The 26,544-nt window shown below is 51.1% G+C and carries 22 protein-coding genes; 13 read left to right on the top strand and 9 right to left on the bottom strand.

Features of this window, described 5'->3' with window-relative positions:
• Window positions 1-81 precede the first annotated feature (81 nt).
• Window positions 82-2,592 carry a phage/plasmid primase, P4 family gene (locus EQM14_RS07045; protein WP_243112690.1) on the bottom strand — a complete coding sequence of 837 codons (2,511 nt, stop codon included), beginning with the start codon at window positions 2,590-2,592 and terminating at the stop codon, window positions 82-84.
• A complete protein-coding gene (locus EQM14_RS07050; protein WP_128742288.1) occupies window positions 2,589-4,520 on the bottom strand; it encodes a bifunctional 3'-5' exonuclease/DNA polymerase in 1,932 nt (643 codons plus the stop codon). Before EQM14_RS07050 ends, EQM14_RS07045 begins: the two co-directional genes overlap by 4 nt.
• A 174-nt stretch (window positions 4,521-4,694) precedes the next feature.
• On the opposite strand from EQM14_RS07050, the gene EQM14_RS07055 reads away from it, so the two are divergent.
• From EQM14_RS07055 to EQM14_RS07080, 6 genes are all read left to right on the top strand, one after another.
• Window positions 4,695-4,907: a helix-turn-helix domain-containing protein gene (locus EQM14_RS07055; RefSeq protein WP_128742289.1), complete on the top strand. Its 213-nt coding sequence runs from the start codon at window positions 4,695-4,697 to the stop codon at window positions 4,905-4,907.
• 23 nt (window positions 4,908-4,930) lie between these two features.
• Window positions 4,931-5,611, top strand: coding sequence for a DNA methyltransferase (locus tag EQM14_RS07060; protein ID WP_205703212.1), 681 nt, complete (start codon window positions 4,931-4,933; stop codon window positions 5,609-5,611).
• Window positions 5,604-7,139 (top strand): Eco57I restriction-modification methylase domain-containing protein, encoded by a 1,536-nt coding sequence (locus EQM14_RS07065; RefSeq protein WP_128742290.1) that lies wholly within the window; start codon window positions 5,604-5,606, stop codon window positions 7,137-7,139. Before EQM14_RS07060 ends, EQM14_RS07065 begins: the two co-directional genes overlap by 8 nt.
• Window positions 7,132-7,626, top strand: coding sequence for a HEPN domain-containing protein (locus tag EQM14_RS07070; RefSeq protein ID WP_128742291.1), 495 nt, complete (start codon window positions 7,132-7,134; stop codon window positions 7,624-7,626). Before EQM14_RS07065 ends, EQM14_RS07070 begins: the two co-directional genes overlap by 8 nt.
• A gap of 37 nt (window positions 7,627-7,663) precedes the next feature.
• Window positions 7,664-10,552, top strand: a complete 2,889-nt coding sequence (locus EQM14_RS07075; protein ID WP_243112692.1) for a GIY-YIG nuclease family protein — start codon at window positions 7,664-7,666, stop codon at window positions 10,550-10,552.
• A 99-nt stretch (window positions 10,553-10,651) separates the two neighbouring features.
• On the top strand, window positions 10,652-12,469 hold the full coding sequence (locus EQM14_RS07080; protein WP_128742293.1) for a DUF4365 domain-containing protein: 1,818 nt from the start codon (window positions 10,652-10,654) through the stop codon (window positions 12,467-12,469).
• A gap of 116 nt (window positions 12,470-12,585) precedes the next feature.
• Here EQM14_RS07080 and EQM14_RS07085 read toward each other — a convergent pair whose 3' ends face one another.
• From EQM14_RS07085 to EQM14_RS07100, 5 genes are all read right to left on the bottom strand, one after another.
• Window positions 12,586-14,055: a recombinase family protein gene (locus EQM14_RS07085; protein ID WP_128742294.1), complete on the bottom strand. Its 1,470-nt coding sequence runs from the start codon at window positions 14,053-14,055 to the stop codon at window positions 12,586-12,588.
• Complete coding sequence (locus EQM14_RS16325; RefSeq protein WP_164918998.1) at window positions 14,055-14,219, bottom strand: hypothetical protein; 165 nt, start codon at window positions 14,217-14,219, stop codon at window positions 14,055-14,057. Before EQM14_RS16325 ends, EQM14_RS07085 begins: the two co-directional genes overlap by 1 nt.
• Before the next feature lie 393 nt (window positions 14,220-14,612).
• Complete coding sequence (gene asnB / locus EQM14_RS07090; RefSeq protein ID WP_128742295.1) at window positions 14,613-16,052, bottom strand: asparagine synthase (glutamine-hydrolyzing); 1,440 nt, start codon at window positions 16,050-16,052, stop codon at window positions 14,613-14,615.
• Between the two features lie 100 nt (window positions 16,053-16,152).
• Entirely contained in the window at window positions 16,153-16,707 is a 555-nt protein-coding gene (locus EQM14_RS07095) for a DUF1836 domain-containing protein (RefSeq protein WP_128742296.1), read from the bottom strand.
• Entirely contained in the window at window positions 16,704-17,561 is an 858-nt protein-coding gene (locus EQM14_RS07100) for an AraC family transcriptional regulator (RefSeq protein ID WP_128742297.1), read from the bottom strand. The genes EQM14_RS07095 and EQM14_RS07100 overlap by 4 nt, the downstream gene beginning before the upstream one ends.
• Window positions 17,562-17,771: 210 nt before the next feature.
• Between EQM14_RS07100 and EQM14_RS07105 the strand changes: the two genes are divergently transcribed.
• The 3 genes from EQM14_RS07105 to EQM14_RS07115 all read left to right on the top strand — a co-directional run bounded on the left by EQM14_RS07105 (window position 17,772) and on the right by EQM14_RS07115 (window position 21,892).
• The gene (locus EQM14_RS07105) at window positions 17,772-18,173 is read left to right on the top strand and encodes an OadG family protein (RefSeq protein ID WP_164918999.1); all 402 of its coding nucleotides are present in this window, start codon (window positions 17,772-17,774) and stop codon (window positions 18,171-18,173) included.
• Window positions 18,174-18,206: 33 nt separating this feature from the next.
• Window positions 18,207-19,352: a sodium ion-translocating decarboxylase subunit beta gene (locus EQM14_RS07110; protein ID WP_205703213.1), complete on the top strand. Its 1,146-nt coding sequence runs from the start codon at window positions 18,207-18,209 to the stop codon at window positions 19,350-19,352.
• 218 nt (window positions 19,353-19,570) lie between these two features.
• Entirely contained in the window at window positions 19,571-21,892 is a 2,322-nt protein-coding gene (locus EQM14_RS07115; RefSeq protein ID WP_243112694.1) for an ATP-dependent helicase, read from the top strand.
• A 62-nt stretch (window positions 21,893-21,954) separates the two neighbouring features.
• Here EQM14_RS07115 and EQM14_RS07120 read toward each other — a convergent pair whose 3' ends face one another.
• Together EQM14_RS07120 and EQM14_RS07125 are read right to left on the bottom strand one after the other, a co-directional pair.
• A complete protein-coding gene (locus tag EQM14_RS07120) occupies window positions 21,955-22,800 on the bottom strand; it encodes a hypothetical protein (RefSeq protein ID WP_243112696.1) in 846 nt (281 codons plus the stop codon).
• Window positions 22,801-22,911: 111 nt separating this feature from the next.
• A complete protein-coding gene (locus EQM14_RS07125) occupies window positions 22,912-23,130 on the bottom strand; it encodes a YdeI/OmpD-associated family protein (RefSeq protein ID WP_128742301.1) in 219 nt (72 codons plus the stop codon).
• 177 nt (window positions 23,131-23,307) lie between these two features.
• On the opposite strand from EQM14_RS07125, the gene thyX reads away from it, so the two are divergent.
• The 4 genes from thyX to EQM14_RS07145 are packed head-to-tail and all read left to right on the top strand — an operon-like array spanning window position 23,308 to window position 26,525.
• On the top strand, window positions 23,308-24,078 hold the full coding sequence (gene thyX, locus EQM14_RS07130; RefSeq protein ID WP_128742302.1) for an FAD-dependent thymidylate synthase: 771 nt from the start codon (window positions 23,308-23,310) through the stop codon (window positions 24,076-24,078).
• The gene (locus EQM14_RS07135) at window positions 24,075-24,755 is read left to right on the top strand and encodes a dTMP kinase (RefSeq protein WP_326975633.1); all 681 of its coding nucleotides are present in this window, start codon (window positions 24,075-24,077) and stop codon (window positions 24,753-24,755) included. The genes thyX and EQM14_RS07135 overlap by 4 nt, the downstream gene beginning before the upstream one ends.
• Window positions 24,742-25,656, top strand: a complete 915-nt coding sequence (locus EQM14_RS07140) for a DUF2156 domain-containing protein (RefSeq protein WP_128742303.1) — start codon at window positions 24,742-24,744, stop codon at window positions 25,654-25,656. Before EQM14_RS07135 ends, EQM14_RS07140 begins: the two co-directional genes overlap by 14 nt.
• Window positions 25,653-26,525, top strand: coding sequence for a GNAT family N-acetyltransferase (locus tag EQM14_RS07145; RefSeq protein ID WP_128742304.1), 873 nt, complete (start codon window positions 25,653-25,655; stop codon window positions 26,523-26,525). The genes EQM14_RS07140 and EQM14_RS07145 overlap by 4 nt, the downstream gene beginning before the upstream one ends.
• Window positions 26,526-26,544: the final 19 nt, after the last annotated feature.

The following is a 26,544-nucleotide window of genomic DNA, read 5'->3' on the forward strand; positions in this document are numbered from 1 at the left end:
AAAACCAGCTCCATCCGCTCCAATGCCGATAACCGGTAGCCGGAACCCGCTCGGGACAACGCGCAGAACCGTTGCATCCTCTTATATGAGTTTAATACCGCGAAAGATACGGCGGCGGGTCACAGGCTCGTCGGCAGTGGCCACGCCGGGCAAGCCGGACACCTCGCTGTTGAACCGCCGTTGGGAGACCGCTTTCAGGTTTCCATCCTCGCAATAGTCTTTATAGCTGTCGTACAACTCCTGCCGGAAGCAGGCCGCGCCCGCCGCGACGGTGCAGCAGTCCTCCACATACGCCAGCACGCTGTTGTTTTCGATCTTGTACTGCTTGAGCTCGGCGAGAGTGCGCTCGGTCTCGCCGAACTGGTAGTTCTGCGCGATCAGCTGCTTCAGCCCCGCGATCGACCACATCAGGATACCGTCGCGCTCCTCCGCCAGTTTTTCCTTCAGCTGAAAGTCCCGCTTCTCCGGCGGCACCGGCTTGGAGAAGCGGATGATGATCAGCCGCCGGTAGAAAGCCTCGCTGCGGTCGCCGTAGTTGCGGGGGATGTCGTTGCAGGAGTAGAGGAAGCGGGCGTAGGGCTTGAAGCTGAACGGGTCTTTGTGCTTGCGCTCTCCGGTGATATAGTCCTCGCCGGTGACGGCCTTGAACATGCCGGCGTCGTCGATGCTTTTGTTGGAAAGGTCGGCGTAGATATTCGCCAGCTTGCCGAACAGTTCCGCCGGCTGGAAGCGTTCGGATAGGTGCTGCAGCGGGATGTTGGACACGTTCTCCGCGCCCAGCAGGATGTCCTGCACCACCTGCAGAATCGTGGATTTCCCCACGTTCGCCAGCCCCACCAGCATGAAGGACTTCTGCGCCTTCGTGATTGGGACGAGGAAATACCCGAAGATCTCCCGCAGCAGCTCGATTTCCGGTTCCTCGAGGATGCCGCGCAGAAACGCCATGAAGCGCGGGCATTCGGCCTCCGGGTCGTATTTCGCCTTGATCTGCACGGTCGAGTAATACTGCGGATCGTGCGGGCGGAAGGTGTCGTCGAGCACGTTATACAGGCCGTTCTGCGTGTTGATGATGTACGGGTTCGGGTTGATCTCCCGAATGGGCTTGCGGATGATCAGCTGCCACTGGCCTTCGGCGTCGTTGATCTGATTCATGGTGGCGTCGCGCGGAATCAAGTAGGTGCGCACCGCTGCTTTCGCGTCTTTGTCGCCCTGGGACGTGTAGACGCCGCCGTTATAAAAATAATACTGCTCGGCGGTGTAAAACGCGTGGAACCGTTCGGCGAGGTGGTTTGCCAGAATGCCCGGTAAAAAGCGCAGCCCGCCTTTCGCCGATTGCTCATACCAGTCCGGCAGCTCTTTGCCGGATCTCTCGCGCTGCGCTTCGCGCGTTTCGGAGAACCGGCGGTACAGGTCGCGGTACAGCGCGGTTAGGGGCTTAATGTCATCCAGCTTGAAGCCGAAATGCTGGCGGACGTCGTATTTGAGGAAAATTTCGGCGAGGCCCGCGTCGGCGTTATACAGGTAATCGTTGATAAAGCGCTGGGCGGTTCGCAGGTCGGTGGAAGGATCATGGCTCAACTTCAGGCCGGCGAGGATTTTTTTGAGTTCCGTCAGTTTCATGGGCCGGAACGCCAGCCCCGCCGGCGATTTGCAGGTACAGGAAGCATTCTCCATTTTTGGACAGACGAAGCCGTGTTCCGCGATTTTCCGGCAGGTCATGGGTTTCGTGCCGGATTTATAAAAATGGTCGATCTTCGCCTGCGTAACCTTGAAATCATAGTTCGGGTACGGCTTCGACAGCTTGTGGATCACAGCCTCGCCGCCCTCGAAAACCGCCAGGTTGGAGATCATGGCGTACCAATCCGGCTCAGGCAGGGTTTTGGCGTTGCGTTTGCAGTGCTGGATAAACGCGCAGCGCCGGCCCACCAGCACCAACCCTTTCTGGGTGCCGCGCTCCCTGACGGGGGACGGAGTGGATGGAACCGGGCTTTCATCGGGAATCTCCGGAAGAACGGCCTCGAGCTGCCGCTGCGTATAGCGCAGCTCCGGATTGAACTTGACGCATTCCACGAGGACGGGCTCTTCCTTGCAGTGAAAATATCCCGGCAGACGGAAAACCCGGCTTTCGTTCACGCAAGCCGGGTCAGCGCCGAAATATGCGATGAGCCTCTTTTGAATGGGACGGAAGCGGTCGACTTTGGCATTCTTCATCAGCCAGTAGCAGTGGAGCGATTTTCGCGTCTTGACGATCAGCGACGGCTCCAGCGGAAAAGCCCGTATCTTCTCCAGCTGTTCTTCCAGCGGGATATTGTCGCACTCCATGAACTGGGCGTTGATGCGGGTGATATCCGAATCCTCGTGCCCGCCGTAGTTGATGACAAAATAGATGCCGCGCCCCTGCCCATTGTGTGCCTTGAGCGTATCGGCAAGATCGGTGAAATCCTCCAGCACCGTCTCCAGCTTCTGTCCCGAAAACGCGCTGTCGGGCTTGTCGCTGAACACGCGCAGGCAGACTTTTTCTTTTGGGTCGAAAAACGGGCGCAGAAATTCCTCCGGCGGGATATTGACGCCGCGCAGGGAATATTCGCTCACAGGCATCCCTCCAGTTCCCGCAGCTCGCCGAAGCGCTTTCCGGCGGCGGCATCCGCCACAATCGGCACCGAAAAGGCCTCGAAAGGCTGTGTTTCCATACAGGTTTTGATGAAAAGTACGGCCTCTTTCAGCTGATTTTCGGGCAGCTCAAAGACCAGTTCATCGTGAATTTGAAGCAATGGACAAAGCCAGGAACGCTCGGGCAGGCCCCGGACAATCCGTCCGAGAGCGAGTTTGAGAATGTCCGCCGCCGTGCCCTGTATCGGCGTGTTCATGGCCACGCGCTGGGCGAAAGATTTTACGTTCCAGTTGGTGGACGTGATGCCGGGCAGGGAGCGCCGCCGCCCGAGCCATGTTTCGGTGTATTTGCGGAACTCGGCCCGGCGTTTCGTCTCCTCCTGCCAGCGGGAAAGGCGCGGATATCCGGACTTCAGGCTGCGAATGATCCGGTCGCATTCGTCGAGTGAAACATCCAGCCCAGCCTTGAATTTCAGTGTTTTCTGCAGGCCTTTCGGATAAAGGCCGAAAAAGGTGCCGAAGTTGCAGTTCTTGGCGATGGTGCGCCGCTCCTTGTATTCCGGCGCGTTTTTGTCTTTGGCCTGCTCCAGCGGAATCTTGTAAATGACCGAGGTGGTCTGGGCGTGGATATCCCCGCCGGACCGGTAGGTTTCCAACATTTTTTCATCCTTGCAGTAGAACGCGCCCACGCGCAGCTCAATCTGCGAGAAGTCCAGCGACAGCAGGAGTTTGCCCTCCGGCGCGGTGATGAAATTGCGCACGCCGATATCGTCCGCGCCCGCCCTCGGCATGTTCTGGCAGTTCGGATTTTTCGAGGCGAAGCGCCCGGTCTCGGTGGCCAGCGGCAGCAGGTCGGGATGGATGCGTCCGGTGGCCGTATTCACATATTTGAGATATCCGTCTATGTAAGTGGACTTGATTTTCCCCCAGCGGCGGTACTCCTGCACCAGTTCGAACAGGCGCACCAGTTCCGGACGGTTCTTCTCACAATACTCTTTCAGCAGAATCAGGGCTTCATCGTCCAGAGCGTCCCGCTCCTTTTCCGTCTGCTTCACTTTCGGCAGTTTCAGGCGGTCGAACAGGTACTTCTTGAAAGCGGCGGTGCTGGCGTTCGCGCCGATGGAAACGTCACCGATGATGAACGCGATGTCCCGGCGCAGGTCGGCCAGCTTCTTTTCGGCTTCCGCGCCTTTCTGCTCCATCAGCGGGCGGTCGATGGGAAGCCCGTTATACCGCATCAGTCCGACATAGACGGCGGTGGGAGATTCGATTTTTTCCGTGATAAACCGGTGCTTCGGCAGGAACCGGTCGAACCAGTTGTTGAACAGATGGTACAGCCGCAGGGCGTAATCCGAGTCCGAGCGAGCATAACGGACGGTGCGCTCGGCCTGCGGGTCGAGCTCGTCGAAGTGCAGGCCGCTGACCGTCTCGGTATAGGACGGCAGCTGTTCGCCGAAGTATTCCGGCACCAGCGTTTTCAGCCCGCAGTCGCCGAGAGAGCGGAATTCCTTCTCGTTTTTATACACCAGCTGCGCCGCCGCAATGGTGTCGTAGCAGGGTTCCTGAACCACAATTCCCTTGGCGTACAGGAACGCGCTCTCGAAAGCCAGGTTGTGGGCGATTTTGGTGACGGCGGAATTCATGAAAAAGTTCGGCTTCAGCCAGCCCCAGATAGCATCCTGATCGGCGGCGTTCTCCCCAATGCGGTGCGCCAGCGGCAGGTAGACGGCGTCGCCCTCGGCCACCGAAAAGCTGATGCCGGCGATATGCGACTTGTGCGCGTCCAGCGCGGCGCGGTCGTCGCTTCGGTATGCGTCGTCCGGCGCGGTCTCAAAGTCGAAGGCGGCGATGGAAGCGCCGGAAAGATAGGCTTGCAAGTCTTCAAGCGTGAGGATACATCCGTATTCCAAACTGACAATTCCCCCTAAAACTGTAGTTTTTATATGTTTATGAATGTCGAATTCAGAATAAATGTTGTCCCATAAAAGCCCAAGAGCATGGCCCAAAATACTACATTTATATCAATTTACGATTGAAATACGCTATAGCATGCGCTATAATATGCGAAGTGGAGGTGGCAATAAATGACCATCGACGAAATATTGAAATCAATACGAAAAGAATTAAATATTTCACAAGAGCAGCTTGCCCGTGATTTAAATGTAAGCTTTACTACGCTGAACCGCTGGGAGAATAATCGCTCGAAACCGAGCCGTCTTGCCATGATGCGGATTGCCGACTACTGCAAAGAAAAAAGCGTTTCAGAAAAAACGATCTCCATGCTGGAACGCGCCTGAATGCTAAAATTAGGAGGAGCCATGTGAGCGATAAGAAAGCTATGAAACAGACCAAATCCAAGCAGCGTGTTGCCGATCACGGAGAAGTATTCACAGCCGAGCGCGAGGTAAACGCCATGCTTGACCTTGTGAAACAGGAGACGGAACGCATTGATTCTCGCTTTTTGGAGCCTGCCTGCGGCAATGGAAATTTCCTCGCCGAAATACTGCGGCGCAAGCTCGCCGTTGTGAAATCGCGATATGGGAAAAATACCGCCGATTATGAGCGTTACGCCGTGATTGCCGTTACAAGCATCTATGGTGTGGACATCCTGCCAGACAATGCGCAGGAATGCCGTGACCGCCTTTTTGATATATGGAACGCCGAATACACAAAGCAGTGTAAGACGGACGCCAATGACGAATGCCGCGAGGCTGTCCGTTTTATCCTAAAGAAAAACATTCTCTGCGGGGATGCCCTGACAATGGAGCAGGCCAATGGCACGCCGATCATTTTTGCAGAGTGGTCTGCCGTGAACGGTTCCTTACTGAAACGCCGCGATTTTGAACTTGCCCAGATGCTGGCTGACCAAACGCCAAATCTGCAGCTTGACCTGTTTGGAGCGTCCGGCAGTTACGAAAAAGATGCAACAGGGGCGACCGTTCTGAAACCGATACGCGAATTCGCCCCAATACATTATAGGAGAGTGCAGGAAAATGGCTGACGTTTATACGAATATATATAATCCCGATGTGCTTTCCTGCCTTGCGAATCTAAGCAACGATGAAGTGTTCACACCGCCGGAAATTGTCAATCAAATGCTGGACATGCTTCCTCAGGAGCTTTTCAGCGACCCTTCCGCCACGTTCCTCGATCCGGCGTGTAAATCCGGCGTATTCCTGCGTGAAATCGCCAAGCGCCTGCTTGTGGGGCTTGCAAAGCAAATTCCTGACCGGCAAGCGAGAATTGACCACATCTTCCATAAACAGCTTTTCGGGATTGCCATCACCGAGATAACCTCGCTGCTGTCGCGCCGGAGTGTTTATTGCTCCAAGTATCCGAACGGAAAGTACAGCGTTACGCATTTTGATAATCCAGAGGGGAACATTCAGTTCAAGAAAATAAAACACATATGGCGGAACAGTAAATGCGTATTTTGCGGTGCAAACCAAAGCGAATATGACCGTAACGAGAGCCTTGAAACGCACGCTTATGAGTTTATTCACACAACACACCCGGAGAGGATCTTTAATATGAAGTTTGATGTGATTATCGGCAACCCGCCATATCAGTTGAGCGATGGGGGAGCGCAAAAAAGTGCAAGCCCTTTGTACCATAAGTTCATACAGCAAGCAAAAAAACTTAAGCCTCGTTACTTGTCAATGATTGTTCCTGCGCGTTGGTATACTGGAGGGAAAGGCCTTGATGAGTTCAGAAATGAAATGCTTACCGATCAACACTTAATTGAAATACATGATTTCCCTGAAACATCTGATTGCTTTCCTGGTGTGAATATTAGAGGCGGGATTTGCTATTTCCTATGGAGCCGTGATTCGAAAGGTGATTGCCATATAACCAATTATAAAGGCGGCAAAGTACTTGACGAAAGTACTAGACCTTTGCTTGAGCCTTCTGCTGAAGTTTTTATTCGCTATAACCGAGCCATTAGCATCCTACATAAGGTTCGTGCTTTTAACGAGAAGACTATGGACAGTTTTGTGTCGGCAAGAAAGCCATTCGGGCTTGCGACAAATTACGATGGTTTTTCACCTGTTAGAACTGCGGATAAAGATATCCTGCTATATAGATTTGGAGAAAATGGGTATGTATCCGATTCGGACATTGAAAAAAATCATTCTTGGGTTGATGGATTTAAGGTCTTTGAACCATATGCAAGTCCAGGTAGCGATGATTATCCTCACTTAGTCTTGTCTCAACCGATAATCGGTGTCCCCCGTACGGCTTGCTCTGAGACATATTTAGTGATAGGTATGTTTAACACGGAAAAAACAGCTAATAATGTTGCATTATATATGAAAACACAGTTTTTTCGCTTTATGCTAATGCTATTAAAAAGCACACAACATATAACTCAAAAAATATATAGCTATGTTCCTATTCAAGATTTCAACCAAGTTTGGACTGACGAAAAACTGTATGCAAAATATGATATAACCAAAGATGAACAAGATTTTATCGATACGTTAGTCAAACCTGTGGCTTGGAATTTTGGGAGTGCTGACGATGATTAATTTTGTTGAGGAGTGGTACAAAAAAGGATGCAAGGAAAAGGAGTCTGTGTTTAGGTTCGTTTCTTATTTTATTGCGTTTAACTACTTATATGCTTCGACACGCCATACCGTTCAGAATCGGAGTGGAAAAGAGAGAGATGAGGATGAATGGAAAACAATTCAAAGGTTTTCCATTGAAAAAATTGCTCCGTACTATATTGACGACACCCCTTTTGCCATATTGGATGATAAGTCCGAATTCTATAAAAAGCCCGTCAAAGCCGTTAATTCCGGCAAAATAAAAGACTATATTAAGCATGTCGAATTCAAAGAAAAACATATCGATCAACTTTTTCTGGCTATCTACCAAGTTCGTTGCAACCTATTCCATGGCTCCAAAGTGATGGTCAGTCCGCGTGATCAGTCGCTTGTAGCTGATGGTGCGAAAGTGCTCGAGGATTTTATGAAGAGATGGCTTCATAAGAGTGGTGGTGGTGCTGATGCCTAACATGGATTTTTTCCCCCTTCGCCCGGATGCTCGGCCAATGATTTATGCCTACGAGGATTCGAACCCCGAATACCGTGGGCTCTTGAAGGTTGGCTACACCACGGTGGACGTGGGTCACCGTGTGGCGCAGCAGTATCCCACCAAACGCCCGGATGGAAAGGTCCCTTACCGCATTGTGTGGCAGGACTCGGCGATGTACTCCGACGGCGGCACTTTCACCGACCATGATATTCACCGCGTACTGAAGCGGCGCGGCATTCAAAGTGTGGGCGGCGAGTGGTTTCGCTGCACCATCCGTGAGCTTGAGGCGGCATATATCGCCGTGCGCGACAAGACCGAGAATATAGAAAACCGCACACAGACCTTTTCCATGCGCCCGGAGCAAAGGGAAGCGGTGGACAAGACTATCGAGTATTTTAAGTCGGCTGAAAAAGAAGGGCGCACTCGTACTGCAAAATTTCTGTGGAACGCCAAGATGCGCTTTGGGAAAACCTTTGCCGCCTATCAGCTTGCAAAAAAGATGGGCTTAAAGAAAATATTGGTGCTGACCTTTAAGCCCGCCGTGCAGAGCGCATGGGAAGAAGATTTGATGACCCACGTCGATTTTGAAGGATGGCAGTTCATTTCCCGGACATCAGAACTGACTTATGAAACCGCAGATTTGTCGCGCCCGATCGTGTGCTTCGGCTCATTTCAGGACTATCTTGGGACAAACGAGAACGGCGGGATCAAAGCGAAGAACGAATGGGTTCATGCAACAAACTGGGATTTGGTTATCTTCGATGAATATCATTTCGGCGCATGGCGCGAGAACGCAAAGAAGCTCTTTGAATCGGAAGACGAGGATGTTTATGAATCGCTCGATACAGAAACGTATGCACAGGAAGAGGCTGGAAACGCCATCAATGAAACCTTTCTGCCTATCACGACCTCACGATACCTGTATCTTTCCGGCACTCCGTTCCGAGCGATCAACTCCGGGGAATTTATAGAAGATCAGATATACAACTGGACCTATTCCGATGAGCAGCGCGCAAAGGAGAACTGGGGCGACGCCCCCGGCAATCCCTATTTGTCGTTGCCGAGAATGGTTCTGATGACCTATAAAATTCCGGACAGCATTCGGCAGATCGCCCAGCAGGGGGAATTTGACGAGTTTGATCTGAACGTGTTTTTCTCTGCCGAGGGGCGCGGAGAAAACGCCAAGTTCAAATTTGAAGAATATGTTCAGAAATGGCTCGACCTGATTCGCGGCGCATATCTGGGCACCACGACCGACGACTTGAAACTTGGCGCGAAAAAACCGGAAATGCCCTACTCCAACAGCCGGCTTCTCTCAATACTGACGCACACGCTCTGGTTTCTGCCGAATGTCGCCTCCTGCTTTGCCATGAAGAATCTTCTGGAAAAGCGTAATAACAGCTTTTTTAGCGATTATAAAGTAACGGTCTGCGCCGGGCCGAGCGCGGGGATGGGCGCGGACGCCTTGAAACCGGTTTTGCGTTCTATGGGCGATCCGCTTAAAACAAAGACCATCACGCTCACTTGCGGCAAGCTGACCACCGGCGTCACCGTCAGGCCATGGACGGGCATCTTCATGCTGCGTAACCTTTCCAGCCCGGAAACTTATTTCCAAGCGGCGTTCCGCGTGCAAAGTCCATGGGAGATTGACCTCGGTGCGGGAAAAAAGGAAATTATGAAGCGTGAATGCTATGTTTTTGACTTTGCGCTTGACCGTGCGTTGCGAGAGATTTCCGATTATAGCTGCCGATTGGATATCAACGAGGGCAATCCGGAAAAGAAAGTGGCGGAGTTTATCAATTTTCTGCCTGTTCTGGCGTACGACGGCAGCACGATGAAGCGTCTGAACGAAACCGATATTCTGGACATTGCCCTTGCCGGAACATCCGCGACACTCCTCGCTCGGCGTTGGGAGAGCGCGCTTCTCGTCAATGTGGACAACGATACCCTCGCTCGGCTTATGGCAAGCGAAGACGCTATGAAAGCCTTGATGAGTATCGAAGGATTCCGCAGCCTGAACACGGAAATTAACGATATTATCATCGCTTCCGAAAAAGTCAAAAAGGCCAAGGCGAAGGGTGAAAAACTCACGCCCAAGGAGAAAAAGGAACTCTCCGACGAAGAAAAGGAATACAAGTCCAAGCGCAAGCTGATTCAGGAAAAACTGATCAAATTCGCCACACGCATTCCCATCTTTATGTATCTGACGGATTTCCGCGAATACAGCCTGCGTGATGTCATCACGCAGTTGGAACCGGGGCTGTTCAAGCGTGTGACCGGTTTGGATGTAAAAGATTTCGAGTTGCTTGTTTCACTTGGCGTTTTCAATGGAGCTTTGATGAACGACGCCGTCTATAAATTCAAACGCTATGAAGATTCCAGCCTCAACTACACGGGTGTTGATAAGCACGAAGGTGAAGCCGTTGGCGGATATGACACGGTTCTTACTCGTGAGGAGTATGATCGGTTATTTGGCTCTCAACAAATTTCCTTAACTTCGCTGAACCAGGCATTTGAAGATGTTCCTGATTTGCCCGATGCTGACGATGCCGATTATTCCGATGATGAGGATGAGGATAGCGACGACTCCACGCCGCCCAAATCTACGGAAAAGCAACCCGAACGGGAAAAATCAATAATACAGAGTCATCCGGCGGCTCCGACAGGTAGGCCGCAAGTAGTGCCAACATTTCATTCCGTTTCGGCCCCTACGGCACAGGCCTCCGCAAAGCCTAAGGTTGATATCTCGGGCGTAAAAATCGGTTCATCGGTATCCCACAAGGCATTCGGTGAAGGTACTGTGCTGAAAATCGTGGGTGATAAGATAACGGTTGCTTTTGGAAAGGCCGAGAAAACATTCTTATTTCCACAGGCGTTTGAACAAGGCTTTTTGACGAAACGGTAAGTGAAGAAGCTATCATAATCTACTATGGATAAAATAATATAAAAATTTGCAGAAATGTGAATTTGAGCAAGAAGAAACAGAAGGATGTGTGACTAAAGAGTGCTAGATCAGAAAGCCATCGAAACCAAAGCAGTAAATGCCGTGAGAGATATCATCGTGGAATCTGATTATCTTGACCAGTTCATCGCGGATAATGACAAGGAACCATCTTTTGATGGCTTTGTGTATCTATATTCTGAAAAAGGGAAAAAGAAAGAAAATTTTATTGGAAGAATCGCTGTTCAGGTAAAAGGCACACAAAGGAAGGTCCCTGCAAATAAGACAATAATAAAATATCCTGTCGCATTGTCTGACTTGAGAAATTATTTAAGCGAGGGCGGTGTCATCTATTTTGTTGTGCATATTTCAAGTGATGGAAAGAAGCATAGGATTTATTACAATGACATGCTTCCGATTAAAATCAAAAAAATATTAGAGTATGCACCAGATCAGTCAACGAAAAATATTAAATTCAGACTTTTCCCTTCTGATATAAAAGTTGTTCAAACATTATTGTTTTCTTTTTATGAACATAAGAGAAAACAATCAATCTTGCATGATTTAAGTGAAATACCGTCAGTAGATGATCTGCAACAACAGAAATTATTGCAGGAACTTAGTCTGACTGTAGCAGGAACCGGACAATATCACAATCCAATTGATGCATTTTTGAACGAGGATGTATATGTTTATGCAAAAGTTATTGGCACAGAAGTGCACTATCCTGTAGATTTGATTACCGATACAGCTGAAAGAATTATCTCGCATGAGGTAATTAATCATATCTCTGTCAATGGTAAACAGTATTATGAAAAGTATGTCGTCCTCGATTATATTGATAAGGTCCAGCTTAAATTTGGGCAGAGTATTACTTTCACGTTTCCACGGTCTAAAACTGACTCACCAAAGCAGAAGGCAACAATTAACTACACTCCTTGTTCCTCCCTCCGCCAAAGAGCTACTGACTTGGCGTTTTGGATTGCTTTTGTGAAGGCTAGTGGATTTGAAATGAATGGAAAATTTACTAGGTTTCCATTAGATTCAAAGCTGACAGATGAAAGTTGCCAGAAAGCAAATGAAGAGCTCTCCTTTTTAGAAAATGTTGTAAATGTTTTTAGCATTCTACATATCACGCAAGACATTAATATTAAAAATATGTCTGAGAGAGATTGGCGAGAGCTCAATATTTTGTGTAAAGCTTTTATTGATAAGGAACCAATAAAAGGAATGCGTAAAGATCTTCCATTTTCTTATCAGCTACGAATTGAAGATGTGAGGATTGCACTTGTACATACCGAAATAGATGTAGATGATACTGCAAAAATCCATGATTTCTTTTCTGACCACTTTCTGTATGGATATACAGTAGAAGATGTTCGGCATTTTGCTCCGCCCTGCGCCATTATCGATCAAGAGGGCTGGAAAATTATCTCAAATATTTATTTTGATGACATCCTTCCATCGTTTAGGAGAATTTATTTACAACATCATGATTATGAGATCTTTGTTGTTGCAAATAATTCCCTTCTTACAATATTGTTAGCGTATGACTCTTGTGGAAAAAAGGAGCTTCTTGAAACTGCAAAGCAGTTGTCACAATGGATATTTAAAGAATGTCCTGAAGAAACTTTATCAATTCCTATTCGCCTAATTAATTTTTTACAGGTGATGGGCCGAATCCGAGATTTGAACAAGGCTGAACGTATACAATTATTGGAACTCGCTGAAAACACAAATACTGAAGAGCGGATTAAAGTTGGGGCATACTTGTTACTTAAGAATAAAGATGCTGCCGAAATGCACTTTGATAGAATGAGTAGCGACCTTCAAAAAAGTTTTATTAAATGGCCTATCTACCATTTCTGGATCACACATTGATTTGCTCCGCTTTACAACCACATTTTGAGTTTACACAAGGTTTAGACACCTAAACGCATAAGTGCTTTTGATTTTTCTTAAAAATTTTTCAGCGTGTTCATACGGGACAAAAGCATTTACATTCTCCACTTCACTTCCCGAATCTTCACCTGCCCAAAATAATCGCATTTCGTCTTCACGCTTTCAATGACAATTCTCTCTACAAACTGTTTCAGGAAAGCGCGGCGTTCCGGGTTCGATAATCCATCCCAGTTCTTTTTAAAGTTCAATGCGATTTCCTGCGGCTTTGATGCTACAGGGTTCTGAGCTGCCTTGAGGCGTTCCAGTTCAGCGCCCAGAACCTGTTTATCCGACGCGACAAGGTCTTTCATCTGGCGGTAATCCTCAAAGTCAATCTCATTGCGGACATACCGTTCCAGCGTTTCACGTTCCCTCGTTTCAAGATTTTTCAGCTTGTTTTCCAGCGATGAGATTGCTTCACTGTTGTCATGCTTGGCTTTTTCCTCTTCCGCAAGGGAACGTGTATCCACAGCGTCAAAATCAGCAATTTCAGAGATGTATTCCTCGAAAGCCGCCTCCACTTTCTTGTGGCTCATGCTGCCGACGGTGCAGGTCCCGAGCGTATGATTACGGCATACATATCCGACTGTGATTTGAATTTTCGTCTTTAATTTTTTGCGGGATTCATAGGTTTTCAACTTGTATCCGCATTTTGCACATACCAAAAATCCTGCAAAATATTTATCGTCATTCGGCGGCTTTGTGATTCCCACCTTTTTGTTTTCCTCAAGGATGCCATTCGCGGCATCAAAAAGTTCCTGCGGGATAATCGCTTCATGCAAGCCGTCGTATTCCCGCTTGTGCCTGGAATCGTTCATGTGGTGACGCACATCGCCCACATAGTTGCAATTGGCGAGGACACGTCTGACTTTTCCGGAAGCCCATGTTTTGCCTTGCTTCGTGGATATCCCGCGCAAATTAAGCCGCCGCGCAATGTCTGTGAGCGTCAATCCGTTGTCTACAAACATGCCAAAAATATCCCGCACGACTTCAGCTTCGGCGGGATTTACCGTTTGTATTTTTTGACCTTTGACACGGTCATATCCGAAACTTGCCGACGATGTGCAGAGCGAATACCCTTCCTTCACCTTGCGCTCGACGCCGACCCTTGTTCGCTCGATGATGTTTTCGCGCTCAAACTCCGCGAAGATGCCGATGATTTTGATAAACATCCTGCCGGATGCCGTCTGTGTATCAATGGACTCCATCAGGGAGTTGAATTCGCAGTCATTGGCGTTAAACAGGTCAACCAGATAAATCAAATCCGCCGTGGAGCGTGTGAGGCGGTCGATCTTGAAAACCAGCACGTTCTTTACATATCCGGCTTTTATGTCCGTTATCATTTCTTTGACCGCAGGACGTCCGGTGATGTCTTTTCCGGAGATGCCCTCGTCGGCATATATTTTATAGATTGACCAATCTTTGATTCTCACATAATCCTTGAGCTTCTGCTCCTGCGCCCGGATGGAGAAACCCTCCTGCGCCTGTTCCTCCGTGGATACGCGGACATAGATCGCTGTTTCCATCAGCCACTGCTCCCATCATCTTGATTGATAGGATTTTGCGGCGGCTCATTTTTTTCGCGGTCCATATCCGTTTCCACGGCGTTGCGCTGCGCCTTCAAAAAGAATTTTAACATCCGTTCCTGCAACGTCTTTGGCAGTTCAATTCTTTTTGAATCGTCGGACATATATTTCACCTCGCGAAATTCTCATTGGTAAAATATATGTGGGCGGTGTTTGGAATAAAGATTGTCCGTGGGAAATCGGTTCTATAAATCTTTGCACGGCTTTGAGCGGGAATTTCCTGTCCGCTTGCCGGGGAGGTTCGCACACATGGCAGGCTGATTTTTCTTAAATGTTACATGAATCAGATTTCAAAAATTCCTGCCGGGCGGCTATGCACACATCGGGCTGGTATAAGGAATCGGCACTTCAGGGTCGCCTGATGTCGAAATGAGGCGAACACTGATGTTGGTTTATGTAGACCTTGGTCGATAAAGCAAAAAGCAGGGTCTACATGAACCAGTTCGTGTCGAAAAAGTGCCTATTTTCCTGACTTTCTTGTCCCACTCCTCATTGGTTTATACTATCCCTGCCCTGTCGTCCAGGAGGGTGCTCATAAACCACTTGATATTCAGATAGGAGATTTCCCTGCGCCGCGCTTCCTGCGGGCTTTCGTTCTCCAGTTTGGGCACTTCCGCGATGGATTCCTCATAGCGCTGGTTGACATAGGCCTCCAGATCGAGCGCGTCGTTGATTTCCGGCTTGAACAGGTCCGTCCGTACGGAGAGATCGGGGGACCAGGGGAAACAGTGTCCCTCGAATGCTTCCTTTTTGTGGAACCACGGGTAGCCGCCGAAAATCTCATCGGCGCATTCCCCACTGACCGCCACGACATGTTCCTTTTTAATCAGTCTGCAAAAATGAAGGAGGGAGGAGTCCACGTCTGCCATGCCCGGCATGTCTTTTGCGTCGACGGCGTCATAAAGCTTGTCGGCCTGGCTTAAATTGTCGCATTTCAGGACGGTGTGGTCCGTCCCGCAGTACTCCGCCATTTTTGCCGCCCAGGGGTCGTCGGCATCCGGCTGGAAGGCGGAAGGCTTGAAATACCGGTCGTTTCCCGTAAATTCAAAGGAGTAGGTGGAAAGGATCTGCCCTGACTCGCGGTATCTGCGCGCGGCGATCGATGTGATCACGCTGGAGTCCAGACCGCCGGAGAGAAACGTGCACAGCGGCACGTCGGAAACGAGCTGCCGGGTTACCGCATCCTCGACCAAATAGCGGACGTGGCTTACAGTGTCTTCGTAACTGTCGGGATGCTCATAGCTTTGCAGCTGGAAATATGGATTTGTGGAAAATCCGTCCCTGTCATAGATCGCCGAATATCCGGGCTTGATCTCAAAGATATCCTTGAAAATGCCGGTGCCCGCCGTGCGCGCGGGGCCGATGCCAAGAATCTCGCAGAGCCCCTGACGGTCCAGGACCGGATTGATCCCAGGGTATTGGAGCAGGGCCTTGACCTCCGATCCGAAGACCAGGCGGTCCCCGGAAACCGTATAGAACAGAGGCTTGACACCGAACCGGTCCCGGCAGAGAAAACAGCGGTTCCGTCTCTCGTCGTCGACGGCGAACGCAAAAATCCCGTTCAGCTTTTTGGGGCATTCCGAACCGTAATGAATATAGCATTTGAGCAGCACTTCCGTGTCGCTCGTGGTTTCGAAAACATATCCCACGGATTCCATCTCGCGGCGGAGTTCACCGCCGTTGTAAAGTTCCCCATTGTAAACGATCGTGTATCGGTAACCGCCCGAATAGGCTGTCATCGGCTGCTTGCCGCCCTCCAAATCAATGACTGCAAGCCTTTGATGGGCGAAAGCCGCGTGATTTGAAACAAATACCCCATTTTCATCGGGTCCGCGGTGCCGGAGCGTATTTCCCATGCGCCTGACAAGCTGACCTAGAAAAGGGGCCTCTTCCGTAAAATCTTCGCTGTAATTACAAAAACCTGCAATCCCACACATATGGAACCCCCTCCTTTGAAGTTACATTACCATATTATGTGAAATTGCAATTATGGTTCAAAGAAACAACCCCGCACCTGTTTGAGATGCGGGGTAAGATTTACTTTTTCTTTTTCTCCGTTTTTTCCTCAGCGCTTTTTGCAAGTTCATTCAAAATCCGTTCCGACGCTGTCCGCCGCGCGTTCGCCTCGACGGACAGCTCGATGGCCAGCCGGGTCAGATCCGCTTCGCTCTGCGATGTGGAGCGGATGCGGTCACAGACTTCTTTCATCGCGGCTGTCTGAGCGCTGCAGAACCGGTCGTATATTTCGCTTTGCGAGGCGTTCAGCAGCAGGATCTTTACCAGTAGAGAGATGTCCTGAATGGAAAGGACCTGTTTGAGCATGCAGATGACGGTCAGGATCGCCAAGTGGTCCCGGGAATACTTCTTCTGCTCCGGCCTTGGAAGAACCCCGTCCTTGACATAGTTGTTGATCATGCTGGAGGTCAAAAGATTCGTGCCCTCATCTCTTTCATACAGGCTGAGCTGTTTGTTCATATAAGTCAGCACCTGGTCCATATAAAGATAAATTTCCGGCAGCCGGTCCCATTCCACCGCCTTGGATTCTTCGATTTGTCCGACCCATTTCTGAATCCGGTCGGTAGCCTCGCTCATATCTTTTTCTCCTTTCCCACACTTTTTCCCCTGCCGAGGGCATAACGGCTCGGAGGAATTCCCATATACCGCCGGAACACCCTGGAAAAATACAGCTGATCGGAGAATCCTGTGGAATAGGCTGTCTCTCCGACCGTCAGGTCTCCCGCCGCTAAAAGTTCCGCCGCTTTTCCGACCCGGTAGCGCATCAGGTATTCGTTCGGCGGCATGGAAATATGCCGCATGAACAGGCGGTAGAGATGGCTGCGGCTGATCCCCGCGTTGGACGCGATGCTGCTGACCGTGATGTCGCCGGAATAATTGTAATCGATGAATTTAATTGCCTTTTTTACATATTCGTAACCGTTGTCCTGCGGCTGGGCGGGCTTTCCGAACCGGTCCATCAGTTCGGCGAGAAACAAAAGCAGCCCGGATTCCATGCGGGCTTCTTCGCTGGGACTTGAACCGGAAGAATTGCAGATGCCAGTCAACAGGCGTTCCAGACGGTCGTCGCCTTCATAATGGAAAACCGGCTCGCGGTCTAAAAGGCCCGTCTGTTCCATCAGGCGTTTCGCATCGCTTCCGTTGAATCCGACCCAGCAGTAGGTCCAGGGTTCCTTGCCGTCCGCGGCGTAGGAGACAAGCTGAGACGGCACAACGAGAAATCCGTCCCCCACGGACAGCCGGTGCTGTTTTCCCGAGCAGCGAAAGGTTCCGCGCCCGGAGAGAATATAGTGAATCAAATAGTGGTCGCGCACGGCGGGACCCCAGGAATGGCACGAGGCGCAGCGTTGGACACCGCAGCTGTATACCGCAAGCCCAAGGCTGTTGTGGAACGGGTCGCGAAACGAACGGCGAAATTCCTCTTCTCCCAAGCTCCCGCCCTCCCTTGGTTTTCTTCTTTATATTATAATTCCGAGCCGCCCGATATGCAATAAAAATCAGAAAATGATGAAACATAAAAAATCAAAAAATGGCGAAATACAATTGAAATCGAATACGGGATTGGTTATAATTAGATAGCGTGCTTATAAAATCATCCAATGTGTTTGTCGGAATCTTTAAATTTGGGAGTGGATATGCGAATGAATGTTCAACAGGAAGTGCAAATATCACTGACAGTTTTGATCACCGGACTTGTAGTTGTATTTTTGATGCTGATTTTCCTGACGCTGATTATTAAGGGATACGGCAATGCGGTACATTCAATCCAGTCCAGACACGATCAAAAACAGCTGCGGGACGCGCGGCCGCTCCCAGAATTTGAGCCGGTCCGGGCGGCGGAGCCAGCGGAGGGGGAATCGCCGCTGCGAATCCAGGCCGGCGGTGAGGGAATTCCGGATGAGGTGCTGGCGGTGCTCGCGGCGGCGGCTTCCAGCGCGATCCCCGGCGGGGTCGTTTCCTCTGTACGCCGCGCGGCGGCGCCGGATTTTGGCCGGTCTTCATGGAAGATCGCGGGTCTGCTGGAAAATACACGGCCGTTTTAGCCATCAAGACGGGAAAAGGGAAGGGCTGTTAAAGTGACTGTATTCAATGAATTCGTAAAATCCGTTATAAAGATATTTCAGACTTCAGGTCTGGCCGAAAACGACCCAAGAAATTACGTTATGATTGCAATTGCCGGAGTTTTAATTTATCTTGCGGTGAAAAAGCAGTTCGAACCGCTCCTGCTGCTGCCGATTGCATTTGGCATGCTGCTGGTCAATCTGTATCCGGCCATCATGGCGGCACCATCCGGTTCGGAGAACGGCGGACTGTTTTATTATCTTTACCTCGGCGTGAAGCTGGGAATTTACCCGCCGCTGATCTTTCTTGGAATCGGCGCGATGACGGATTTCGGCCCGCTGATTTCCAATCCGAAGAGTTTTCTGCTCGGCGCGGCGGCTCAGCTCGGCATATTTACAACTTTCATCGGCGCGGTCTTCCTTGGGTTCAGCACCAAACAGGCGGGTGCCATCGGGATTATCGGCGGCGCCGACGGTCCGACGGCCATTTATGTGACTTCCAAATTGGCTCCGGAGCTTCTGGGCCCCATCGCGGTGGCGGCTTATTCCTACATGGCGCTGGTCCCGATCATTCAGCCCCCGATCATGAAGGCCCTGACGACGAAAAAGGAACGCCTCGTGCGGATGGAACAGCTTCGCCCGGTTTCGAAACTGGAGAAAGTCCTGTTCCCGATCATCGTCACAGTCCTGATCTCCCTTCTGCTGCCCGATGCTGCTCCTCTGGTTGGAATGCTGATGCTCGGCAATCTGTTCCGGGAAAGCGGAGTTGTGGAACGCATCAGCAAGACTGCGCAGAATGAACTGATGAACATCATCACGATTTTCCTCGGCACTACGGTCGGCGCAACCGCTACCGGTACCCTTTTCCTTTCCTGGGGAACGATCAAGATCGTGATTCTCGGCCTGCTGGCCTTTGGTGTTGGGACGGCCGGCGGCGTGCTGTTCGGCAAATTAATGTGCCACATGAGCGGGTATAAGGTCAATCCGCTGATCGGGTCAGCGGGCGTTTCCGCGGTTCCCATGGCGGCGCGCGTCACCCAGAAAGTCGGCCAGGAAGAGGATCCCGGCAATTTCCTTCTGATGCATGCGATGGGTCCGAATGTCGCAGGCGTGATCGGCTCCGCGGTGGCGGCGGGCGTATTGCTCAGTATTTTGGGCTGAATTTTATAAATTTTAATGTTTGAAATCGCCCGCACAATGCGTGCGGGCGATTTTTTCTGCCGGCACTGTTTTCAGAACGGTGCGGTTTGCACTTTTTTGCAGAATAAGATACAATGAAAGCACACGGGCGGCAGACCCGATTTTAATTTCTGGCGGTGGAGTATATGTCTGAACGGAATGAATTAAGGAAAAGAGTCCTCGAAAAAGAATTTTCCCGGATGAATGCGAAACAAAAGGAAGCGGTTTTCGCTGTCAGCGGTCCGCTTCTGATTTTGGCGGGAGCCGGGAGCGGGAAAACAACCGTACTGGTGAACCGGATCGCCAACCTGGTCCGTTACGGCAGCGCCTATGAGTCCGCGACGGAGCCTGAACTGACCGGAGAAGAGCAGAAGGAAATTTCACTTTTTCTGGAAGGGAGAGGGGAACTGCCCCGGCAGATCATCGAAAGGCTTGCGGCTGATCCCTGCCCCCCCTGGCGCATCCTCGCCATTACGTTCACCAACAAGGCGGCGGAAGAGCTGAAGAACAGGCTGGGCGCCATGCTGGGCGAGGACGGCGGGGAAGTTTGGGCCTCCACTTTCCACTCTTCCTGCGCGCGCATGCTTCGCAGGAACGGGGAATGTCTGGGCTTTACCAGGCATTTCACCATCTATGACACCGAGGATTCCCGCAGAGTGATGAAGGACTGCCAGAAAAGACTTGGCATCGACGACAAGAAGCTTTCCTTTAAGGCGATCCTCGCGGAAATTTCCCGCGCAAAGGACAATTTGATCGGTCCCGAAGAGTATATCAGAGACGCGGGAGGGGACGAGCGGGCCGAAAAGATCGGCGCGGCCTACCGGATTTATCAGAGCTCGCTGAAAAATTCGGATGCCATGGACTTTGACGATCTGATTTTCAATACGATTTTGATGTTCCGGCAGGAACCGGAAGTTTTGGAGTACTACCAGAACCGGTTCCGCTACGTCCTGGTGGACGAGTACCAGGACACCAGCCATGCGCAGTATGTTTTCGTCAAAATGCTGGCGGAAAAAAGCCGGAACCTCTGCGTGGTGGGGGACGACGATCAGAGCATTTATCAATTCCGCGGGGCGACGATTGAAAATATCCTGAGCTTTGAAAAATCGTTTCCGCACGCAAAGGTCATCCGTCTTGAACAGAATTACCGTTCCACCAAGACGATTCTGGCCGCGGCGAACGCAGTGATCGCAAATAATGAAAACCGGAAGGGAAAGACTCTGTGGACGGAAAATCCGGCGGGACGGAAAATTCAGGTCAGGACTGCTTCCAGCGAACAGGACGAAGCCTCCTACATAGCGGACCGGATTCTGGAAGGGGTGGCCGCCGGACGAAAATTTTCGGATTTTGCCGTTCTGTACCGCATGAACACGCAATCGAATGCTCTGGAGAAAATTTTTTCCAAGTCGGGAATCCGGTACCGGATCATCGGAGGGCAGCGCTTCTACGACCGCCGGGAAATCCGGGATATGATCGCGTACCTGAATGTCATCAACAATCCGGACGACGAGGTCAGGCTTCAGCGCATTCTCAACCGGCCGAAACGGTCGATCGGGGACAAGACCATCGCGCAGACCGCGGAAATAGCCGCTCAGTTGGGGGAGAGCCTGTTTTCGGTTATCAGCCGCGCGGACGAATTCGAGCCGCTTCGGCGCGCGGCCCCAAAGCTTCTTGCTTTCGCAAAAATGATACAGGAATTGTCCGACCTGGCTTCGGACGAAACGGTCGGGCTGGGGGAGCTGTACCGGCAGCTTCTCCAAAAGACCGGATATCTTGACGCGCTGATGATTTCCGGGGAGGAAGACGCGCAGGACCGCGCCGACAACGTGCGGGAACTGTCGACCAACCTGATCAAATATGAGGAGGACAACGGAGAGGAATCGAGCCTTTCCGGATTCCTGGAGGAAGTTTCGCTGCTGACGGATATCGACAATTATGACGGCTCCTCCGATTCTGCCGTCCTGATGACCATGCATTCGGCGAAGGGATTGGAATTTCCGGTCGTTTTCCTGCCCGGCTTTGAAGAGGGGATTTTTCCCGGAATGCAGGTGCTGTACAATCCGGGGGAGATTGAAGAAGAACGCAGGCTTGCTTATGTTGCCATTACGCGGGCCAGGGAAGAGCTCTACATCCTGAATTCAGAATACAGGATGCTGTTCGGGAGCAGTCTCCACAACCTTCCGTCGCGTTTTTTAAAGGAAATCCCGGAGGATCTGACGGAGAGAAGCCGCTCCAGGGATTGGCAAAAACCGAAGCCGGGGATTGCCGTTCCGACTTCGGCAAGGGAAGCCAGGGCGGTCACTACGACTGCTGCGCGCAATTTCAGGCCGGCCTTTCAGCCGGCCCCGGCGGCGAAGCTTGTCTTCCGGGCCGGCGACGGAGTTGTTCATAAGACATTCGGGACAGGAGTGATCCTTTCCGCTTCCGCCGTGGGAAATGACACGTTGCTGGAGATTGCATTTGACAAGGCCGGGACAAAAAAGCTGATGGCGAATTTTGCCCGCCTGGAAAAATTGGAATAGGTGCTCAGGCATCCCTTCCATAAAAATCCCCGCCTGAAGGAAACATCAGACGGGGACTTTTGTTATGCGTTCTCTCCGCTCTTGCCTTTATCGCTGGAGATATCGCTGACCTTGGGCGGGAAAAAGTCTTCGGCAGGAAATTCAATGCGGCGGAACATCTCGCGCGGACTGTCGGATGTAGGCTGGCATTCCTGTTCCGGAATGCAGAATTCGTAGGATGGGATCAGCATCGGGATGTCACGGACCAGCTGAGTGATGGTAAACAGACCGATCGTCGCATAAATGGCGTGACTGCATCCAAAATCGAACTCCGCTCCGTACAGGGCGCTGATGCTTTCAGGAATTCCGCTGCACACGTCGCAGCCTTGCGGCGGGCGGTCGCAGATCTTTGCGGAGAGTCCGATCGGCTCGGAGACTCTGCAGACGGCTTTCGGGAGCACTTTGCCCGTTGTCACTTCAACGTCAGGATCTGCGCTGCAGCCGGATTCAAAGGTTTTCACATTGCCGTCGCTGCCGAACAGGATCACGCGCTTGTTTGCAAGGCATACGCCATGCAGAACATTCGGGCAGGCGGACTGAGGCAGGAATACGTCCAGGCAGACATCGAAGAAGAAGTTCAGGTCTACGGCGTAAAACCCCTGATTGAACGGAACGGGCTCCAGGTGGAGAAATACCTTGATGACTTCGGCGCTCCGGATTCGCACGTTGCATGCGTGCTCGATCAGGTCATGCTTGTCGGGAGTGAAAAAGACTCTCATATCCTCCAGGTACTCTTTTGAACTGCAGGAATCATATACCCGCGCCGCGTCAATGCAGACGGCTTCTTTGATGTTTCCTGTACTTCTGCTGTTCGGATTGCTTTGCGTATTCTGAGCTGCTACAGCCGGATCCGTATTGTTTCTATCCATAAAATCATCCTCCTAACACAAATTGGAACCTTGTATCTCTATAACATTTTATGGCGGCGATTTCATTGTGTTACAGGAATTCTTTTATGGATAATTGGATTTACAGCTGAATTAACCAAGAAATCCGCTGTTGCCCTGTTCCAGGTTTCTGACGGCGTTTTGAATGCGGCTTTTCGCCTCTTCGCCGGTGACGGAATCCTGTACGTACTGAATCACGGATTTTTGTCCCTCGTCGCCGAGAAGGGCGAAGTTTTTCATTGCGTTTTGGTGCCGCGCCAAAGACATCATCAGGCCGATCGGCATATCGGCGCCAGTTTTGTTTTCACCCATTTAAATCCCTCCTGTTTGTATTTTCTATTATTGTTGCAGGAACGGTCTGTGGCGATACGAAAATTTTTTTGTTAAAATTTGTCAGATTTCTCCTGCGAGAACTGAAAAAAGTTGCATCGGGAATCATATTTTGTTATAATAAGCCGGATCGAAATCTATGATTAAGAGTTGAAAAAAATGGCAAAAGTTACATTAATCACATACACGCCCGATCCGGATCAGCTGGTTGCCCGGGCGGCCAGGCTTTGTTATTCCTCGGCTTCCATCGAGGAGATACAGGACAGCCTGACACCGGAAAAAACGGCGTCTATGGTGGAGATGCTTGCGGGAATGGGGCATGACAGCCCCACCGAGCACGCGTCCTTCACATTCGGAATCGAAGGGGTCTCCAGGTCGTTCCTCGCGCAGATCACCAGGCACAGGATTGCATCTTACAGCGTGAAAAGCCAGCGGTATGTCAACGAAAAAAATTTTGAATTTGTCATTCCGCCTGAGATTGATGCGATTCCGAAGGCCAGGGAAGAGTTTCTTGCCGCGATGGAGGACGACCGCAGGAGGTACGAAGCAATTTCCGAGCTGCTGCTGAAAAAGCATAAAAACCGGCTGATGGAATCCGGAATGCCGGAAAAGAAAGCGAAGTCGGCGGCCCGGAAGCTGGCAAACGAGGACGCGCGATTTGTTCTCCCGAATGCCTGCGAAACAAAAATGATCTGCACGTTCGATGCGCGTTCCCTGAACCATTTCTTTTCTCTGCGCTGCTGCAACCGCGCGCAGTGGGAAATAAGGGAAGTCGCGGTTCAGATGCTCCGCCTTGCCCGGAAAGCGGCGCCGGCGCTTTTTGAAAAGGCCGGTCCGCCGTGTGTCAGGGGCGCGTGTGCGGAGGGGAAGATGTCCTGCGGCAAGGCCGGGGAAGTGCGGGAGTTTTTCGCAAATCTGGGGGAAGAATGATGAACGGCCGCCTCATAACGATCGACGGTCTGGACGGCAGCGGCAAAGCCACCCAGACGAAACTGCTTTGTAAAGAGCTGGAGCGCCGGGGAATCAGACTGCGGCGGGTTTCTTTTCCGGATTATGCCGCTGAATCGTCCGCACTGGTCAGGATGTATCTGAATGGTGAATTCGGCGGAACGCCGCAGAACGTCAATGCGTACGCTGCGTCTTCCTTTTTCGCGGTCGACCGTTTTTCCAGCTTTACCCGCGATTGGAAAGAGGAATATTTGAGCGGAACGCTCATTGTGGCGGACCGTTATACGACTTCAAATATCATTTATCAGCTCCCGAAGCTTCCCGGAAAAGAATGGAAAAGCTATATGGAATGGGTACAGGATTTTGAGTATGGGAAGCTCGGGCTTCCCAGGCCGGATCTGACCATTTATCTGGAACTTCCCCCTGAAATTTCGCAGAAGCTTTTGGACGAGCGTTACCATGGTGACGCGAAAAAGAAAGATATACATGAAAGCAATATCGAATATCTGTCGGCCTGCAGGAAAAGCGCGGATTATGCAGCTCAGCTCCTCGGCTGGAAAACAGTTGCTTGCGAAAGCGGAGGAAGCCCCAGAAAACGGGAAGAGATCCATAAGGAAATACTGAGAATCGTCTTGGAGGAATTTCATGATCAATTTTGACTTTCCTGAACTGGCGGACAGGGAATGGCTTTCCCCGGAGCTTTCCGCCAGCGGGAAATTGGGCAGCGAATGGGCCTTTGGCACGCTGTTTATCTGGAAGAATACTTACTATTCTAAAGTCTGCCGTGTTCAGGACGGTACGCTGTTCTGTTTCAGCGGCCCGCTGCACACCTACAATATGCCCCTGTGTGAGAAGGACCGGTTTGCGGATCTGATGGAAATGATGATCGCCGACGCGGCCGAAAGAGGACATCCCTTTCAGCTTTGGGGGGCAACCCGGGAGCAAACAGAAGAACTGGAACGGCTGTTTCCCGGCCGGTTCCGGTTTGAAATGGATCGGAACGGTTCCGACTATATTTATCGATCGGAGGATCTGATCCGCTTGTCTGGGAGAAAATTCCATGGCAAACGGAATCACATCGCCCAGTTTGACCGAAAATACAGTTGGAGCTACGAGGACCTTACCCGTGAAAACAGGGAGGACTGCCGTTCTGTGGCAAAACAGTGGTGCGAGGCGCATGGCGGCTGCCGTGATAAAAACGGGTTCGCAAGCGAACCTTGCGCGATCAGCCGTGCGTTGAACTACTTTGACGAGCTTCACCTTACCGGCGGTCTAATTCGGGTGGAGGGAAAACCTGCCGCCTTTACGATCGGGGAAGAAATCAATCCGAAGATTTACCTTCTTCACTTCGAAAAAGCGCTGGACGGATATGACGGCCTTTACGCCGTCATCAACCATGAGTATGCCGCGAGGCACCTGGAAGGCTATGAACTGATTAACCGGGAAGAGGACATGGGAATTGAAGGCTTGAGAAAAGCGAAGCTTTCCTATCATCCGGTGATTCTGCTGGACAGATATCGGGTGACTCTTGCGGATGAAAACGGGGATGCGGAAAAATGATCGGACCGGCCGGATGGGATATGCGCTCGGAACTCATCGGACTCTGGCAAATCTGTTTTCATGAGCCCAGGCGGTATCCGAACTATTTTATGAATAACTGCTTCCGCCCGGAGGACTGTCTGGTCTACCGGATATCCGGGCAGATTGCCGCCGCGGTCTATCTGCTTCCCGCCCGCATTGCGCCGGACGGTGTGCAGGCGCACTATATTTTCGCGGCGGGAACCCTTCCATCCTTTCGCTCCCGCGGATTCATGGCCTCGCTTTTGGCTTACGCGGCTTTGTACGGTGCAAATCGGGGCGACAGATATTCCGTTGTCCTTCCGGCCAGCCAGCCGCTTTATTCATTTTATGAACGTTGCGGGTATTTTGACTATTATAAAATCCGGTCCGTACCCGTCGTGCGGGCCCGCTTGGAGCAGCTGGCTTCCCAGCTTTCCCCCGGCAGAGTCCTTGCGTGTTCTTCCGAGCTGAACAGGCTCCGCAATTCGGTCCTTTCACGGCGAAAGGGATCCGTTCTGTGGAGCGACGAGCGGTTCCATTTCACAATGGGGTTCGGTTCGACTTATGGAGACGAACTGGTCTGTTCCGGATCGGAAGGGCGCCGATCTTACGCGATTTGCAGAAGGACCGATGGAAAAGCCTGCTCCGTGCGGGAAGCAATCGCTGTACCGGGCGGTTTTCCAGGACTTGCCGCGGCGATTTTAGAACGTTTTCCGGCCGAGACTTATGAATTTCGTCTTCCGCCGGGCGGCGGGCTCTTTTCAGGGGAAGGGGCGGAGGAACGCTGCGGAATGCTTCGGCCCATCGGCGGAACCAAGTTGGAAGAACCCGTCGTTTCGGCCCCTTATCTGGGGCTTGCACTGGATTGACAATATGGTTAGGGAGGAA

This window comes from Caproiciproducens sp. NJN-50, assembly GCF_004103755.1.
Classification (GTDB): domain Bacteria; phylum Bacillota; class Clostridia; order Oscillospirales; family Acutalibacteraceae; genus Caproicibacter.

Coding starts and splice junctions, on each gene's coding strand:
- EQM14_RS07085 (WP_128742294.1), bottom strand. CDS start 14,055: ATGGAAACAGCGATCTATGTCCGCGTATCCACGGAGGAACAGGCGCAG.
- EQM14_RS07095 (WP_128742296.1), bottom strand. CDS start 16,707: ATGAGCGAGGCTACCGACCGGATTCAGAAATGGGTCGGACAAATCGAA.
- EQM14_RS07120 (WP_243112696.1), bottom strand. CDS start 22,800: ATGGATAGAAACAATACGGATCCGGCTGTAGCAGCTCAGAATACGCAA.
- EQM14_RS07075 (WP_243112692.1), top strand. CDS start 7,664: ATGATTTATGCCTACGAGGATTCGAACCCCGAATACCGTGGGCTCTTG.
- EQM14_RS07115 (WP_243112694.1), top strand. CDS start 19,571: ATGAATGCGAAACAAAAGGAAGCGGTTTTCGCTGTCAGCGGTCCGCTT.
- EQM14_RS07105 (WP_164918999.1), top strand. CDS start 17,772: ATGAATGTTCAACAGGAAGTGCAAATATCACTGACAGTTTTGATCACC.
- EQM14_RS07055 (WP_128742289.1), top strand. CDS start 4,695: ATGACCATCGACGAAATATTGAAATCAATACGAAAAGAATTAAATATT.
- thyX (WP_128742302.1), top strand. CDS start 23,308: ATGGCAAAAGTTACATTAATCACATACACGCCCGATCCGGATCAGCTG.
- EQM14_RS07070 (WP_128742291.1), top strand. CDS start 7,132: ATGATTAATTTTGTTGAGGAGTGGTACAAAAAAGGATGCAAGGAAAAG.
- EQM14_RS16325 (WP_164918998.1), bottom strand. CDS start 14,219: ATGTCCGACGATTCAAAAAGAATTGAACTGCCAAAGACGTTGCAGGAA.
- EQM14_RS07065 (WP_128742290.1), top strand. CDS start 5,604: ATGGCTGACGTTTATACGAATATATATAATCCCGATGTGCTTTCCTGC.
- EQM14_RS07140 (WP_128742303.1), top strand. CDS start 24,742: ATGATCAATTTTGACTTTCCTGAACTGGCGGACAGGGAATGGCTTTCC.
- EQM14_RS07135 (WP_326975633.1), top strand. CDS start 24,075: ATGATGAACGGCCGCCTCATAACGATCGACGGTCTGGACGGCAGCGGC.
- EQM14_RS07125 (WP_128742301.1), bottom strand. CDS start 23,130: ATGGGTGAAAACAAAACTGGCGCCGATATGCCGATCGGCCTGATGATG.
- asnB (WP_128742295.1), bottom strand. CDS start 16,052: ATGTGTGGGATTGCAGGTTTTTGTAATTACAGCGAAGATTTTACGGAA.
- EQM14_RS07145 (WP_128742304.1), top strand. CDS start 25,653: ATGATCGGACCGGCCGGATGGGATATGCGCTCGGAACTCATCGGACTC.